Annotated in this window: 16 protein-coding genes and 1 tRNA gene; 9 read left to right on the forward strand and 8 right to left on the reverse strand. The window is 66.8% G+C overall.

Annotation, left to right across the window (positions count from 1 at the left end; all coding sequences use genetic code 11):
* Nucleotides 1-14: 14 nt before the first annotated feature.
* The 4 genes from AB0F88_RS00845 to AB0F88_RS00860 all read right to left on the reverse strand — a co-directional run bounded on the left by AB0F88_RS00845 (nucleotide 15) and on the right by AB0F88_RS00860 (nucleotide 2,602).
* Nucleotides 15-917, reverse strand: coding sequence for an IS982 family transposase (locus AB0F88_RS00845; RefSeq protein ID WP_362675910.1), 903 nt, complete (start codon nucleotides 915-917; stop codon nucleotides 15-17).
* A 187-nt stretch (nucleotides 918-1,104) separates the two neighbouring features.
* Nucleotides 1,105-1,269, reverse strand: coding sequence for a DUF305 domain-containing protein (locus AB0F88_RS00850; protein WP_362675912.1), 165 nt, complete (start codon nucleotides 1,267-1,269; stop codon nucleotides 1,105-1,107).
* A gap of 39 nt (nucleotides 1,270-1,308) precedes the next feature.
* Complete coding sequence (locus AB0F88_RS00855; RefSeq protein WP_362675914.1) at nucleotides 1,309-1,467, reverse strand: hypothetical protein; 159 nt, start codon at nucleotides 1,465-1,467, stop codon at nucleotides 1,309-1,311.
* Nucleotides 1,468-1,930: 463 nt separating this feature from the next.
* Nucleotides 1,931-2,602, reverse strand: coding sequence for a hypothetical protein (locus AB0F88_RS00860; protein WP_362675917.1), 672 nt, complete (start codon nucleotides 2,600-2,602; stop codon nucleotides 1,931-1,933).
* Nucleotides 2,603-3,028: 426 nt separating this feature from the next.
* Between AB0F88_RS00860 and AB0F88_RS00865 the strand changes: the two genes are divergently transcribed.
* The 5 genes from AB0F88_RS00865 (at nucleotide 3,029) to AB0F88_RS00885 (ending at nucleotide 8,352) form a co-directional block, all read left to right on the forward strand.
* Complete coding sequence (locus tag AB0F88_RS00865) at nucleotides 3,029-3,706, forward strand: hypothetical protein (RefSeq protein WP_362675920.1); 678 nt, start codon at nucleotides 3,029-3,031, stop codon at nucleotides 3,704-3,706.
* 965 nt (nucleotides 3,707-4,671) lie between these two features.
* Entirely contained in the window at nucleotides 4,672-4,953 is a 282-nt protein-coding gene (locus tag AB0F88_RS00870) for a hypothetical protein (RefSeq protein ID WP_362675923.1), read from the forward strand.
* Between the two features lie 594 nt (nucleotides 4,954-5,547).
* Nucleotides 5,548-6,150, forward strand: a complete 603-nt coding sequence (locus AB0F88_RS00875; protein ID WP_362675926.1) for a hypothetical protein — start codon at nucleotides 5,548-5,550, stop codon at nucleotides 6,148-6,150.
* Nucleotides 6,151-6,644: 494 nt separating this feature from the next.
* Complete coding sequence (locus AB0F88_RS00880) at nucleotides 6,645-7,469, forward strand: hypothetical protein (RefSeq protein ID WP_362675929.1); 825 nt, start codon at nucleotides 6,645-6,647, stop codon at nucleotides 7,467-7,469.
* A 37-nt stretch (nucleotides 7,470-7,506) separates the two neighbouring features.
* Nucleotides 7,507-8,352 (forward strand): IS5 family transposase, encoded by an 846-nt coding sequence (locus AB0F88_RS00885; RefSeq protein ID WP_362675932.1) that lies wholly within the window; start codon nucleotides 7,507-7,509, stop codon nucleotides 8,350-8,352.
* 14 nt (nucleotides 8,353-8,366) lie between these two features.
* On the opposite strand, the gene AB0F88_RS00890 is transcribed toward AB0F88_RS00885, so the two are convergent.
* From AB0F88_RS00890 to AB0F88_RS00900, 3 genes are all read right to left on the reverse strand, one after another.
* Nucleotides 8,367-9,188 carry an APH(3'') family aminoglycoside O-phosphotransferase gene (locus AB0F88_RS00890; RefSeq protein ID WP_362675935.1) on the reverse strand — a complete coding sequence of 274 codons (822 nt, stop codon included), beginning with the start codon at nucleotides 9,186-9,188 and terminating at the stop codon, nucleotides 8,367-8,369.
* A gap of 111 nt (nucleotides 9,189-9,299) precedes the next feature.
* On the reverse strand, nucleotides 9,300-10,088 hold the full coding sequence (locus tag AB0F88_RS00895; protein WP_362675938.1) for a hypothetical protein: 789 nt from the start codon (nucleotides 10,086-10,088) through the stop codon (nucleotides 9,300-9,302).
* Between the two features lie 1,210 nt (nucleotides 10,089-11,298).
* A tRNA-Pro gene (locus tag AB0F88_RS00900) sits at nucleotides 11,299-11,375 on the reverse strand.
* A gap of 110 nt (nucleotides 11,376-11,485) precedes the next feature.
* On the opposite strand from AB0F88_RS00900, the gene AB0F88_RS00905 reads away from it, so the two are divergent.
* From AB0F88_RS00905 to AB0F88_RS00920, 4 genes are all read left to right on the forward strand, one after another.
* On the forward strand, nucleotides 11,486-11,947 hold the full coding sequence (locus AB0F88_RS00905; protein WP_362675941.1) for a hypothetical protein: 462 nt from the start codon (nucleotides 11,486-11,488) through the stop codon (nucleotides 11,945-11,947).
* A gap of 179 nt (nucleotides 11,948-12,126) precedes the next feature.
* Nucleotides 12,127-12,834: a hypothetical protein gene (locus AB0F88_RS00910; protein WP_362675944.1), complete on the forward strand. Its 708-nt coding sequence runs from the start codon at nucleotides 12,127-12,129 to the stop codon at nucleotides 12,832-12,834.
* 6 nt (nucleotides 12,835-12,840) lie between these two features.
* Nucleotides 12,841-13,689 (forward strand): hypothetical protein, encoded by an 849-nt coding sequence (locus tag AB0F88_RS00915; RefSeq protein ID WP_362675946.1) that lies wholly within the window; start codon nucleotides 12,841-12,843, stop codon nucleotides 13,687-13,689.
* A 2-nt stretch (nucleotides 13,690-13,691) separates the two neighbouring features.
* Nucleotides 13,692-13,889, forward strand: coding sequence for a hypothetical protein (locus AB0F88_RS00920; protein WP_350967358.1), 198 nt, complete (start codon nucleotides 13,692-13,694; stop codon nucleotides 13,887-13,889).
* 504 nt (nucleotides 13,890-14,393) lie between these two features.
* Here the strand turns inward: AB0F88_RS00920 and AB0F88_RS00925 are convergent.
* Nucleotides 14,394-14,894: an ATP-binding protein gene (locus tag AB0F88_RS00925; RefSeq protein ID WP_362675950.1), complete on the reverse strand. Its 501-nt coding sequence runs from the start codon at nucleotides 14,892-14,894 to the stop codon at nucleotides 14,394-14,396.
* Nucleotides 14,895-14,940 lie beyond the last annotated feature (46 nt).

Raw genomic sequence — 14,940 nt, forward strand, 5'->3', positions numbered from 1 at the left:
AGTCCGGAGTCCGGTCAGTGGTCGTAGGCGATCAGTGACCGGGTGGTGGGCTGGCCGGTGGCGCGGTTGTACCAGATCGCGGCGATCAACGCCAGGATCCGCTGGGCGACGCGGACCGCGACACTGCTCGGGCTGCGTCCGCCGTGCAATTCCAGGTCGAGCTGGCCTTTGAGGGTGTCGTTGACCGATTCGATCAGCTGGCGGATCGGTTTGAGGAACTGCTCACCGGGCCGGGCGGCGAGGTTGCGGTAGGACGGTCGCAGCAGGTGCACACCTCGTTGGGCCAGGTAGGCGTCGAGTTCGACGGAGACGTATCCCTTGTCGGCGATGATCAGCCGGCCGGGCCGCTCAGCCGTCAGCTGGGGGTCATGATCAAGCAGGACCATCAGCACCTGGCGCTCATCGAGCTTCGGGGTGGCCAGGGCCCAGGTGATGGGCAATCCTGCCGGAGTGCACACCAGGTGCAGGCGAAGACCCCAAAAGTAGCGCGAGTGAGAACGGCAGTAGCCGTAGCCGGCCCACCCGGCCAGGTCCGAGCGTCGGGCGGTAGGGCGCGAGCGGCCGCATTCGACCGGGGTGGAGTCGACGACCCAGATCGGGTCGGCCCACAGGTCGCTGTCGCGGGCCAGAGCGCAGATGGTGCGCTGGAGCAGGGGCAGCGCGCGGCGCAGGCGCTTGTTGTAGCCGGACTGGCCGGGCAGGTAGGGGAAGGCGCCAGGCACATGCGCCGGTAAGAAGCGCAGCCAGCGGGTCTCGGAGCGGATACCGAGCAGGGCCTGGGCGATGGCCACGGTGAGCAGTTCGGCGTCGGTCAGTTGGGGCGGCCGTCCCAGACGGGCGGGGCTACCGGGAGCGCCGAGCCAGTCATCGATCTTGACATAGAGTGCGGTCAGAAGGGTGTTGAGGTCGTTGGTCACACATCGATCCTCGACACCCTTCGTCACTTTCGCTCTGGCGTTGAGGGCAGGTTCGTCTGTCGTGAGGCGCAGCCCGGGTGGGCAACGCCCGCCCCACCACGGACACGCTCCACGGGTGGGCTCATCAGCCGACGCATCTCGCCTTACCCGTTCTCAGCCTTAGGACTTACTCGTCTAGCGGGACGGATCACCTGGCCGGCAGGCCCTTCATGCGGCCGACCTCGATCTTCTGCTGCCCCGTGACGATGCCGGTGGCCAGGGTGCGCATCAGCCGGCCGCGTCCGCCCTTGAGCTGTTCGCCCGCCATCGTGATCGCGCCCTCGTGATAGCGGATCATCAGCGTCGGGAACAACCCGGTCGAAGGCGGCGCCCCGGGCCGCCCGGAGCCGGTTCATCTCCGCCAGGCAGGCATGCCGTAGCCCGTCAGGTGGGCGTGGTCGGCGGCCGCCTCGCGGCCGGGCCGGGTCAGCCAGCCGGTCAGCACCCCGATCCCGGGCCGCCGCGTCTCCGGCCTCAGCGGCCGCGAACAGTCCCAGGCCGAGGATGACACCGACCACCGTGATCGCGATCGGCGTCCACAGGAGCACGTGGGCCCATACACGGTCCTCCGACTGTAGACCCGCCGGGTCGGCCGCACGTTCGGCTGTGGGGGATAGCCAGCGAGTTCACTCATGCCGCATTTGTACCGGCCCGCGTGGGCCCCCCGTACCGCAGGGTCGGCCGTGGCGTGTAGAGGTTCGGCGTGTGGCGATCCAGGCAGCAAGGAGGAGAAGGTGTTCACGCGGGAGGACATCCGCGACCTCCTCGGCAGCCGCCACCCCGGCCAGGAGATCGCCGACATCCTGACGAAGCACATGCACACGGGGGGCGGCGAGCACCCCGTGGTGCAGGATACCCTCCACCGGCGCACGATTCCCGGGCCTGCCCTTCGCCGAGATCCTGCTCACGCGGCCTCCGCGCTCCGAACCCACCGTCCGCGCCTCCCGCCGCGTCACGGGCGCGCCGCCTGCCTGTCAGTCCTTCCTGCTGTCCCAGGGGTCGCCGATCCAGCCGTCGAAGGAGGGGATCAGAGCCACGAGGGCGGCTCCGAGCCGCCAGTCCAGCTCCGGTGCGTACAGACGTACCGTGTCCCCGGACGACTTGAACTCAAGCGGGACCTGTCCGCCGGAGCGCCACTTGATGCGGCGTGGGCCGCGCGGGAAGTCGCCGCCGCCGCCGAGCAGGGCGGCCACGAGGATGAGCGGCAGCAGGGGCGAGCAGAGCCACCACACGCACCACCAGAACAGCCGGCCCTTGTATCCCACCGCGTCGGGGCTGCCGGCACGGCTCACCGTCCAGCGTGTGCGCAGTCCCTGGCTGAACGCCTTGTCGCGCGTGAACATACCGAGCGGTTCGCCGTGCGGGCCGAGCACCTTGAACTGTGCCCGCCCGCCGCCCGTGGAGACGGTGACCAGGGTGGCAACCCGCGCCTGGCGATGCTCGTCCGCCCACAGGACGAAGGAGCGGGCTCCGCTCTTCCGGGCCGCGAGGTAGGCGGATATGCCGTTAGGCAGCACCTCGCGTTCCACATAAGCGACCGGCCGCGAAGTTCCCGGTCCGTCGGAGAAGCTGATCCGGCAGTCGAGCTGCCCGCCAGGGGCGGTCCTCAGTCGTCGCAGTGCTTGCAAGGTCAGAGTGCTGGTCACCTGACGGGCTCCTTCGCGCGTGCTTGTGTCAAACGATCAGCACGAAGGTACGCGTGCGCGGCCCCCGTTGTTCCCTTGATGAGGGTTTGATCCCCCGTTTGCTGTCTGGTTCGAGTTCAGGTGTATCGCTAGGTTGGGGTGCTTCTCCGGTGAGGCGGGCTCATGCCCAGATCTCCTGCTCGCAGTTGCGCGGGACCGCGTCATGGGCGGGTTGCGTCCATGGAAGTGGTGTACGAGTTTGGGGTCCCGGTCCCGGACCTCGGACGAATCATCGACCTGAACATACGCCGACGAGACCAGCTCGGGTGTCAGGGCTCATGGTCTGCGTGACAGATCGTGAGCCCTGACAGTCGGTCACAACAGCCAACCCGACGATCATCGACTGGACATCGACACGAGTGATCATGCATTACGTAGGTTGGCGAAGTGCACATCTTCGACGATCCATCGGTCTCGCCACGAGTGCGGAACCTGCTCCTGACGTACGGCAAGCGGATCACTGCCATCCCGACGGAGCAGATCAAAACCCTTGGCTGTGCGGTTGACCAAACCGGAACCCCGGTCCCGATACCGCCAAGCGTGGTCAAGGCAATGGTCGGCTTCGAAGAGCGATACGGCGGTCTCTTCTACGGCATGCCTGGAGAGAACGGCATGAACCACGGCCTTGAGGGTGAGCTGAAGGCTCGCGAAACTCTCTACGGCTGGGCGTTCCCCGCGATCATCGACGGCGATTGGACGTGGGAGGTCGATGTCCTAGAAGACGGGCGGGTCGCAATGGCGCTGTCCCCACCTATTCGGTACCAGATTATCAATCGGTCAGTTGAACAGCGCCTTGAGAGCCACGCACTGCTCGCTGTCGCGCGATCGTGGCCGCATCGTGCCTTTGGGATGACAGTCGATACGGGCGAGATGCCTGTGATCGCGTCAGATGAGCTCCCGCCGGTCGTGCCGGAGGCCACCGGACCGGCCGATCTCTGGTGGTACGACGGCGAAACGGCAGTACATCTGCAGCTCAACTCCTGGTGGGGAGATCATGACATCTGGATGCTGCGGTGCTTCGCCAAGCCATCCAGAACGAAGAAAGGGCGCCTCCCTTTCGGGTGACATCCTTCCCGACCAGCTAAAACCTGGTCGGGACGACAGGATGTGAACCTGCGACCCCTTGACTCCCAGCCACGAGTTGGGTGTCTGGGACGATCTGAAGGAGTCGGACGGGGAGCCTTCTACCTGGGGAAATTTCTGGCCAGGTCGGAGGTGGTCGGAGCCGGTTTGAAGGCGTTGGCTCCCTAAATTGGCTCCCATGACTCCCAGGACATGGAGTAGGCGTTTTAACAGCTCGATGGCTTTCAGGGTGGCTACAGATGACGTTTAGCACTCCAACAATGCCAGCACCGCCGAAAACTACCGGGTCTTCCCCTCCTCCGAGGAGACCTTCGAGTTCGAGCACGACCCTGCCATTACGGGACAGGGCACCGGCCAGATTCGGGCCGGCGGCGTGGACAACATCGCCTCTGGGGCAAGGCCTGCCTCGCCGTCCCGGCAGGAGCCTCTCGCGCAAACGAACGGACCTGTGATCCGCACCGGCCAGAGTTTCACCGTTTCGGCTTGGCTTCGGTGGAACGACAAGGATGGCACGTACACCGTCCTTGAGCAGAGAGGCACTGAGCGGGCGCCGTTCCGGCTCGGCAACGACTCCGAGGAAGGACTGGTTTTCACCTTCACAGACGCCGACGACTCCGGCGCCGTGGCCGAGGGAGTCCGGCCCGGTAGCGAAACTCCGGCGGATGAACGATTCCTTGTCGCGGGTTCACAGGACGGTCATGGAAATGCGCGGAGAGTCAAGGGGTGGGTAGACGCAGTCAAGCGCACACGTCTATATAGGGGCTCTCTACGCGGCTCGGCCGGTACGGCCTGCTCTGTGGCTTCGCCGCCCGGCTGTCTCGTGTGCCCGATTCAGCTTCACGCGCTTAGCACGGCAGTCCTCGGGCACATGCAGGGCATCGGCCGCAAATCCAGGCCGACCACAGAGGCCCCTCCGGGCGACATGCCGTAAACCATTGGATTCACACGTGTCTGCATACGAATTTCCGAATGACCTGGTAGAGATTCAGCGCGACTACGAGCAAGCCGACGCCCGCTTCGAGAAACTGGTCGCCGCTCTCCCCTCGACGATAGACATCATGACCGGCAAACCGAAGACCACCGATAAGCAGGAGGACGAAGTACAGAAGGCCCGCGAGGTGCGACTGCAGGCGCAGGAGAAGCGCGACCGGCACCCGTGGCTGCAAGACATCGACGACCAGTACGCCGCCAGGATGCAGCTGTGGAAGGCCGCCCGCTCCAGCGAGTGAACTCCCCCGCCCGGTCACTCTTCTTCCCCGCCGCGCCGGCCTCGTCGTCGAGCATCAGGGCGGCTGCACCGTGGCGATAGCTGCTGGAACTGTTCCTCGATCATATGCGGGTCGATCTGAGGGCTGGCCACGAGCCCGCCCAGGTCGACGCCGACCGGTTGACGTTCGTCTGGCGTAGCTGTTCTGCTGCCTGGCTGTCGGGGGGCGGCACTCTACTCGTACGGAAGCGTCATCGCGAGCATGTCGCCTTCCCTGCCCTCGACCGCCGCCAGCACGTGCTCCTCCAGAGCCTCATGTGGCAGCCGCCGCAGCCCGTAGCCGAGGGGCAACCCCCCACGGCGATGAACGCGTCATCCCAGCCGTAGGGTACGACGTCGCCGCCTCGCATCCTGGGGCCGAGGAGCCCGTGTCGTTGGCCCGGGCAAACCGGTTCTCGCTGTAGTCGCCGCGTTCCTTCAGCTATCCAGCAGCCCGTCACAGGGTCGAGCGGAATAATTCCCCCGCCTCGCCGGAACACCCGTTGTAGACACCTGACAACTGTCCGGGCGATCAAATCGTTTGGCCGCCCACCAGGCCATCGGATAGAACGGCACGGTGATCCTCGACGGCGCCCTCGATCCGCAAGCACTGAGCCGACTCTGGGAGCGGCAATGGCCCGAGTGCCCGCCGGTCGCCCACTGGCTTCGCGGTCACTATCCGGACCGCTGGATCAGATTTCACAGCCTGCCGGAGTCGAAGCGCTACCCGGACGATGAGGCGGAATACGCCATCGTGCTCAACCGCCACCACACCGTGCTGTCCGAACTCGATCCAGGCCCAGACCTCCTGGTCATCACGACCGAATGGACGGACACTCCAGCACTCACCCCTCAGCTGCGGCCGAGACGATCAGAGGTCGCGCCGGCGGCGCAGCACTGGCAGACCCTCATCGAAGAACCCGACGATGATCCCGAATTCCGTACCTATACGCAGCTCTACGCCGAGACGCGACTGTGGGGACCCGGCGTCATCGACGCCCTGCTTCGAGCGGTCGCGGACGACGAGATCAGCAACGTGCTCCTTGGCCCTGCGGATCTCCGCTGGCTGTACCACCCCTACGACGGCGGCGCCGACGTGATCCTGCCCACGCCGACCGAGCGTGATGCCCTCAGGGACCGGCACCGTGGCTGGCTGTCCACACACCCACGAGGTCTCTGAAGGATGTAGCGGACTGCGGCAGCCAGCGCCGTCGATGCTTGACCACCGCTCACAGGCCAAGGTTCCGGATAGATCCGACGGAGTCGAACGAGGAACCTGCCACCCACGTAAGATCCTGAGCGCACTTGACTCCGATTGGCTCCCGAAGATCGGAAAAGGGGCTCCGGAGAAACTCCGAAACCCCTGCCGACCAGCTAAAACCTGGTCGGGACGACAGGATTTGAACCTGCGGCCCCTTGACCCCCAGGCAACCCGAGCGGTTCCCCGACCAGGGTTGATACCAGCTCTGACCTGCAGTTACCGTCTCTGGCTGTCCACCGGCATCCAGCGCTGTCCGTGGTGGTTGTCACCCAGTTAGTCACCCAGAAAACAATGGCTGCCAACAAGCGTCCTCATCGATGCTGTCAGGCGTTCCCTCACCGCTTGGTGACCAAGCTCCATTGTCAGCGCTTGCTGCGATCATGCCACTCACATGGCGGAGGAAGGACTGACGGATGCAGAAACCAGGCGCTTCGGGAACGGATGGCGGCACGAGGAAGACCGATCTGGACGTACGCGCCCATCACAAGAAGGTCCAGATCCGGTTGGCCGTGGCAAGCGATCCCGCCACACCCCCGGAGATTCTCGAAGCCATGGCGACAGACCCCTCCCGCACAGTCAGGCGTGCTCTGGCGGCTCGGACCGACGCGCCGGGCAAAGTCTTGCGTGCGCTCGCTCAGGACCCGGATTTGAAGACCCGCCAGACTCTTGTCGAAAATCCCTCCTGCCCATCCGATGTCCTGATCAACATGGTCGAAGACCCTCACTGGTCGGTTCGATGGTCAGTACCGGAGCATCCGGCCGCCGACGCCGAGGCCCGCCGCGCCATTTGCCGGTCCGCGGATGAGGTTCTGCGCGGGTTGCTCGCCGAGCAAGACGGGTTGGACGGGGAAACAAACTCGGTACTCGCCGCAGACCCCTCTCCCAACGTCCGAGCGCGCCTGGCGGCTCACACCGACGCCCCGGACATCCTCGCCACCCTGATAACCGACGCCACCCCCAAGGTTCGTGCCGGTGCGACTGAGAATCCGATCACCACGACGAACCAGCACCGCCTTCTCTCAAACGACAAGTCCGCAACCGTGCGCAAAGCCGCAGTAACGTCGGAAAAACTCCCTCACGACGAATTACACCGGCTTGCCCATGACCGGTCGGTCGACGTGCGGTGGTATCTGGCCCTATGGCCCACGACGCCGGAGACCGTCTTACGAGTTCTCTCCGAGGATCCCCATCCCGATGTGGTGGCCCAGGCCCAAGCCAGACTCGGGGAGAACACCTAGGCAGTTTCGTTTGGATCAGCCGGTCGTTAGTCCGGGTGTGCCGTTGACTGACGCGCAGTGGGCGCGGATTGAGCCGTTGCTTCCGGACCGGACGCCGAAGCGAGGCGGCCGGTGGAGGGAGCACCGGCAGGTGATCGATGCGATCGCCTTCAAGTTCCAGACCGGGACCCAGCGGGTCCACCTGCCCGACAGGTATGGCAACTGGCGAGGTGTCTACAACCGGCTGAGGACGTGGGCCGTCGATGACACGTGGGAGCGGGTGTTCATCACTTTGGTGGCCCAGGCCGACGCGGACGAGGACCTGACCTGGGCCGTGTCGGTGGACTCCACGATCGTGCGGGCTCACCAGCACGCGGGCGGAGCCCGCAAAAAAGGGGCCGCAGCCCATGAGCCAGGCGACCATGCCATCGGCCGGTCCCGCGGCGGACTGACCACGAAGATCCACCTCGCCGCCGACGATCGCTGCCGGCCACTAGCATTCCACCTCACCCCCGGCCAAGCCGGTGACGCGCCCGCCTTCACCGAAGTGATGGCACGCCTGCGCGTTCCCCGCCGACGCGGCCGGCCTCGGACCAGGCCTGAGGTTGTCTTGGCCGATAAGGCGTACTCCTCCTGCGCGATCCGTGAGCACCTGCGCAGACGCGGCATCCGGGCGGTGATCCCAGTTCCGGCCGACCAGCGGGGCCACCGACTGCGTCGGGGAAGCCGGGGTGGCAGGCCGCTGTCCTTCGACCGTAAGGCGTACAAGCAGCGCAACACCGTCGAGCGGTGCATCAACCGCCTCAAGCAGTGGCGCGGCATCGCCACCCGCTACGAGAAGACCGCGACCATCTACCTGGCCGGACTCCATATCGCCGGCATCTTCCTCTGGTCCGGCCGATGATCCCCAAAAATTGATTAGCCCCAGGTGAGTGGGTCGAGATGGAGGTAAAAGCGCAGGCGCTCGTGGTCTAGGGCGATGCCGTACCTCTCGGCGAACGCCATGTCCGCGGCCCGCCCCCGCTCCTCGTCTTTCCATGTCTCTCGCGCGTTGGCGAGCAGTAGCGCCAAGTCCGCGTAGCGGTCGGCCTGTCCGAGGCGGCCCAGGTCGATGAAGCCTGACACGTCCAGGGTCCGCGGATCGAGGATGATGTTAGGCAGGCACAGGTCCCCGTGGCAGACAACCGTGTCGGCGGCCTCCTGCTCCCGTCGCTGTGGCACCTGCCGGGTGAGGCGGTCCAGTAGTTCCCCAGGGGGCGTGTGCTGCTGCTCGACGGGGAGAAACTCCGGGTTGACGGCGTCACGGGCCACAACGCCGCGCGCCACGGCGACCATAGAGTCCAGGTCCCGGCGGAATGGGCACAGCGGCACCGGCACCTCGTGCAGTCGGCGGACCGCGTCCGCGATGCGTTCCCAAGCGACCCGTAGCTTCTCAGCGGGCATCTGATCAGCAGATATGCCGGAAACGGCACTGGTCATCAGGCAGGCGCCCACGTCACCGGAGTGCCAGTTGAGCACCCGGGGACCAGGTACACCCTGATCGTTCAGCCATGCGACCCGGTCACGCTCGGCCTCCAGGTCGGCTGCATCCGCAGCAGGCACGCACTTGGCATACCGGGTGGCGTCCGCGTTGCGAAAGACAGCGGCTCCCGACTCGCCCGCGGTGACAGGCAACCAGTCGCCACCACCCATGCTGAGCAGCACCGGCGATATGGCCTGAGATCCGGAATGATCACTCATGGCGACCACTTTAGCTAGCCCGGCATATCGGCCCGGGGCCGCAGGACCTCTGCCGTTACTACGTACCTGACGTGCGGCAAAGCGTGATCCGAACGAAACGACCTAGCTCGCTCAAGCACTTATGGGATAGCGGGTCAGCATCTCTCGTGCCTCGGGAACGTCGGCGTAGGGCTTGAGCCGCGCCAGAACCACACGGGCGCGCTGGGTGGTGCGGTCACTGGTGAGGTCGGCGGACATGTCCAGCATCCGCGACGCCGTGTGCGCCGCCTCCTCGGGCTCATTGGCGTCGGCGAGAGCGACGGCAAGCCACGACAGGTACAACGCGACTTCCCGCACGTGAGTGGCGTCGTAGCGCGTCAGAACCTCGGTCAGCAGCGGAACGGCACGCAGCGGGCGACGCAGTTCGGTGTAGGCACGGGCCTCCATGATCTGGAGTTCATCCGGGCTGACCCAGTACAGGTACGACGGTTCTTCGGCTCCGGCCGTGCTCGCCAGGGCTGCGCTCGCCTCACCCAGTGCTCTGATGGCGGGCTGGGCCTCCCCGGCGCGAGCATGCGCCCATGCGAGACGGTCCCAGGTCAGTGCGCGGATACGCGGTGAGGCGTGCCGTCCGGCCGCGTCCAAAGCGGCGCGTGTCAGTGCCACGCTTTCCTGCGCGTCGCCGACGTTGGCGATCTGGTAGGCCAGGGAGCCGATGAGGTTGGCCTCCGGGGAGCCGTCTCCTGCTTCGCGGGCGGCGCTGATGCCCAGTTGGTAGGTCTGGGCGGCCTGGTCGTGCTGGCCCGCGTCGCTGGCGATCCATCCGACGAATCTGTGCCAGTTCGCCGATGTTGACCAGCAGCGCCCGGCCTGCCCCCTCGGTGTGGGTGCCGCACCGGTAAAGACGCACCGCCGCGTCAAGCTCCTGGAAAGCGGGCCGGATCAGGTCGCTTCCGGCGATGACGTCATCGGCGAGCCGCAGGCCGTGAACCCGTGCCGCCAGATCTTGCACGGTACCCATCCCGACCCTTCGCCCCGCCCCGGCGGGAAAGCGGGACAGTGGATCACCTTCGGGCATGATCGCAGCGAGCACCTGGGCTGGTGACTTCCGGGCCGTCTTGTTCGCCAGGTCGAACAGCTCGGCCTCGGGAAGGTCGAACGCCCGGCAGTAGAGCATCCGACAGGGGTCCTTGGGCTGGTGCCTGCCCTTTCTCCCAGTCCTTGATCATGCGGATCAGGGACTCGCGGGTCGGCAGGTGAGCGCGGGTGCTCTCATCGGCCACCTCTGCGAGTGCTCGTGCCATCTGCCGTTGCGACCACAGCCGCTCGCGTCGCTCGGCACGCAACCTCAGCGCCCAACCCGGAATCTCGTCCATCACCGCGCCCTGGGGGAGACATGGGAGACCTGCCGTCTCCCCCAGTCTCCCCTATCGACTCCTGTGCGAGCACGTGTATGGGCGATGTCATGGGAGGACCGTGAAAAAGCGGAACCCGCAGGCGCGGACACGCCGTACGGGTTCCTTGATCGCACACTGGAGGTGCGACCCATGGACAACTGTAGAACCGTCCCACCCGTCGTTGACGAGGCGACGGTAGAGATCCACGACAGGGCGCTGGCCGTCGTGCAACCAAGCGCGTCAACGGTCAAGAGGTCGTTGTCACGGCCGGTAAGTCGGGTGACATCGGGGTGGCCATCAGGGCATGGGAGGACGTTGAACGCCACCGGATGCTGTACGAACTAGGCAACCTGGGGCGCATGGTCGATGCTGCGCTGGCTCGCCTCCAGGTCCACCACCGCGCTTCAGGCAGTCGCGGAAAACACGCACCGGAAACGGGCGACACCCGATGACCACTGGTCGGGTACGGCAACGCACCTTCCCGTAGTCGCGTTGCCGTATCCGACCAGCAATGACCATGATCCGGTAACCGTGTCATCCGGTGGCAACCTGACCCGGAGCGCAGTGCCGCCAGGCGCGAGCGCCGGAAGCAGATCCGCCCGGTCCTGCTCGGCGGGGCGGAGGCGATGGACCGGATCTTCACGTGACGAGAGCGATAGTCACTCAGTTAGTCACCCAGAACGAAGAAAGGGTGCCTCCCTTTCGGGTGACACCCTTGCCGACCAGCTAAAACCTGGTCGGGACGACAGGATTTGAACCTGCGACCCCTTGACCCCCAGTCAAGTGCGCTACCAAGCTGCGCTACGTCCCGGTTGTCCTGCGCCCTCTCGGGCGGGACGTCATAACCTTAGCGCAGATCGAGGGGGCTTCGCACACGGCGACGCCCGCGAGGGCAGGCGATCGCGCGAAGGGCGAGGGCACGTGGGGCGTAAGGCGTTGATCGACCAGGAGGAACTGCGGCGACTGGCCGGGCAGGGGTTGTCGAACGCGGAGCTGGCCGCGCGGTTCGGGGTGAGCGAGTCCGGGATCTTGCAGGCGAAGCGGGCGGCCGGGCTCTCGAAGCCGATGCTCGATCACTCTCGGGCCATCCCGTGGAAGCTGGACCGCGCGCACAACCAGTCCGGGCCCGCGACGAACCTGCGCAACCTCTCGTCCGTGGCGCAGGGGCGGGCGATCCCCGCCGAGAAGCTGAACACGGCGTTGCGCTGGGCCGGGCGGCTGGTCGCCTCCGGCATGGACATCTCGTACGAGCCCGGCAGGGGGTTCCTGGAGGTTCCCGCCTCTCCCGAGGAGTGGCTGGTCGAAAGGCTGGTGAACGAGGCCCGGAAGGCGATCGACGCCGCCGGAACCTCCGGCGACGTCGAGGCTCACGCGAAGGAGTGAGCTCGAGCGCGAGGGCCGCGTCGAAGGCCCGACAAAAGAAATGGCAACTACCCGATAAATCTCTGTAAAACGTTAAATCCAGACCGAGTAGTGGCATGCCGCAGATGTCGGCAACCGGTTTCGAGCCTTGACCCTAGGGCAGCGCACGGGTACAAGCGCCTACACAACCGGAGGCAGACATGTCCACCGTGATCTGGGTGGCCGTCGTCGTGGTCGCGGTGGTGGCGATCGTCGCAGTCGGCTATTTCGTGCTGCAGCAGCAGCGCCGACACCGGCTTCGCGACCGCTTCGGCCCCGAGTACGAACGTACCGTTCAGGAGCGCGAGAACAGGCGCGATGCCGAGCAGGAACTCATCGCTCGCGAGCAGCGCTTCAGCTCTCTCGACATCCGCGCCCTGGACGCCGGGACGCGTGAGATCTACTCGAAGAAGTGGATGGAGGTCCAGGAGCGTTTCGTGGACGCTCCCGGCTTCGCGGTGACGGAGGCCGACCACCTGGTCACCTCCGTGATGGCGGAGCGCGGCTACCCGACCGAGGACTTCGAGCAGCGGCTCTCCGACCTGTCGGTCGCGCACGGCCGCACTCTCGACCACTACCGGCAGGCTCACGAGATCAGCACCCGGGCCGCCCACAAGGAGGCCTCCACCGAGGAACTCCGGCAGGCCATGGTTCACTACCGCGCCCTGTTCGAGGAACTGCTCGAGGCCCCCGGCAGTTCGGCCGACGGCGGCCGGGGTTCCCGGCGGGCCGAGGCCGTCGACGGGGACTCCGGGCGGACGGGTTCCACGGTTCCCTCCGATCGGGACGTCCCGAGGGCGGACTCCACCGAGCCCGAGACCACCGACGACGCCGGGCGAGCCTCCCGACGCGACACCCAAGGACGGTGAACCGACATGAACGACCGACTCAATCCCGATAAGGATCTGCTGGTCCACAAGGCGGACGAGGACGACGACCGGGTGGTCCGCAAGTTCGACGAGGACGAGCTGAACGCGCCGCGGCACGGCCAGGACGTGACCCCCGAGTTCCAGGAGCCGCGCCACGGTGACGCCGACCGCACGGGCACGGCGCCCGTCGACCCGGACACCGGTACGCGCGACCCTCTGATCGGTGACCGCGACGACGTCCTCGTCGTCGAATCGAGCGACGACCGGCGCGCCGCCACCGGTTCGGACGCCCCGCTCGACGACCGGCCTGGCGTGCCGGGTGATCTCGACGACGACGGCAGGAACGACAGCCCGTTCGCCCACGCCCAGCCCTCCGCCGCGACCCCGGGCACGCCGGGCACGCCGGTGGCCGGCACCGCCGCGCACGACGCCACGGTGCCCGGCACGGACTCCCCCGTGACCCCCGGTTTCCCCGAGAACACCGCGGACCGGCCGGACGACGTGCTCGACGAGGGTACGGGCTTCACCCCCACGAAGACCGAGCAGACGCCCGCCACCACCGAACCCGCCCCTGCCGGAGCCCTGTTCGACCAGGACGCCGACGACGTACGGCGGCGCTGGCAGGAGGTCCAGGCCGGTTTCGTGGACGACCCGCGCGACGCGGTGGAACGGGCGGACTCCCTGCTCGACGAGGTCACGAGTTCCCTGCGGAACGCGCTGGAGACCCGGGCCACCGAGCTCCAGGGGCGTTGGAAGAACACCGAGAAGAACGACACCGAAGACCTCCGGACCGCTCTGCGTGACTACCGGGCGACTTTGGAACAGCTCCTGAACATCTCCGCTGGAACGAGGTAACCATGCTCGCAATCGCCGCCGCCGTCGTCTTCGGCCTTGGATTCCTGCTTGACCTGATCAACACCAGGCTCGGCCCGCTCACCGGGACCGGCTTCCTGCTTCTCGGACTTCTCCTGCTCGCACTGCACCAGGCCGGGATCGGCTCGGCCGGCCCGCGGACCACCACCGGTGGCGGGGGCGGCTGGCGCCGTAGGCGCTAGACCTTCCGCAAGGCGGCCCCGCGCCGGGGAGAGCCCGCCTCGGGGACGGCTGTCGAAACGGGAGCCGAAACGGGAAGGGCCCCGTCCACACGGACGGGGCCCTTCCCCTTCTTCTCCCCTTCCCTTCGTCCGCCCGCCCGCCTCCTGCTCGTCCCCGCCTCCCCTTCGTCCCCGTCTCTTGTTCGTCCCCCGTCTCCTGTTTCTCCGCCCGGTCAAAGGCGTCCACACTCCCGGAAGGACGGGCACCCCGGGAGGACAGGAGCCGGGCGATGCGGGCGAAGGACACGCGAAGCCCCGGCGGGCCGTCCGGCGACGCCGGCGGGGACCCGCGCGGGGCATGAGAAAACCGGCGTCGATGGCGATGTGCGCGCCTCGCGCCGGCGAAGGTGAAGAAGTGAGGGGGAAAGGCCGGGGGGCGGCGTACGTGGCCACGTAGCGCCGCCCACGATCCCCGCACGGGTCCGGGCGCGTCCCGGAGAGGCGGGTTCAGACCTCGAACGACATTCAGACCTTGAACGACATGGTGATGAACGTTCCCGAGGCCCCGGTCTCGAACTTGATGTCGGAGCTGACCATCCGGGCCACCCACAGGCCCATGCCGCTGGTCGCGTGCGGCCCGGGGGGCGTCTCCCCCGGGTTGGGCCCCGGGTCCCACTGACCCTCGTCGTGGATCTCCACGACGAGGGTGCGGCCGACCGTCCACATCCGCAGCACGGCCTTGGCGGTGGTGTGACCGTGGGTGACCGCGTTGGTGGCCACCTCGTTCAGCGCCACCAGGAAGTCCGCGAGGCCCTCCTGGGACATACCGCTCCGCACGGCCTGGGCCGAGGCGAAGTCGCGTACGTCGGGAAGGTCAGGGAGGCAGAAAGCGAGTTCGGCGACAGCGGCTCCGGCCGGGATCATCGGGGAACGGCCGCCACTCGCCGTGAAGCGAGCGGGACGAACACCGTCCTCGTTCACCCGAGATCCGCCTCCCCTGTCCCAGTCCGCCGTTGTCCTCAGCATCCGGGATCCATTCAAACGCACCTTACGCCACGTCCGTTGTCGCCGA

It is taken from the genome of Streptosporangium sp. NPDC023963, from assembly GCF_040639135.1.
Lineage (GTDB): Bacteria > Actinomycetota > Actinomycetes > Streptosporangiales > Streptosporangiaceae > Streptosporangium.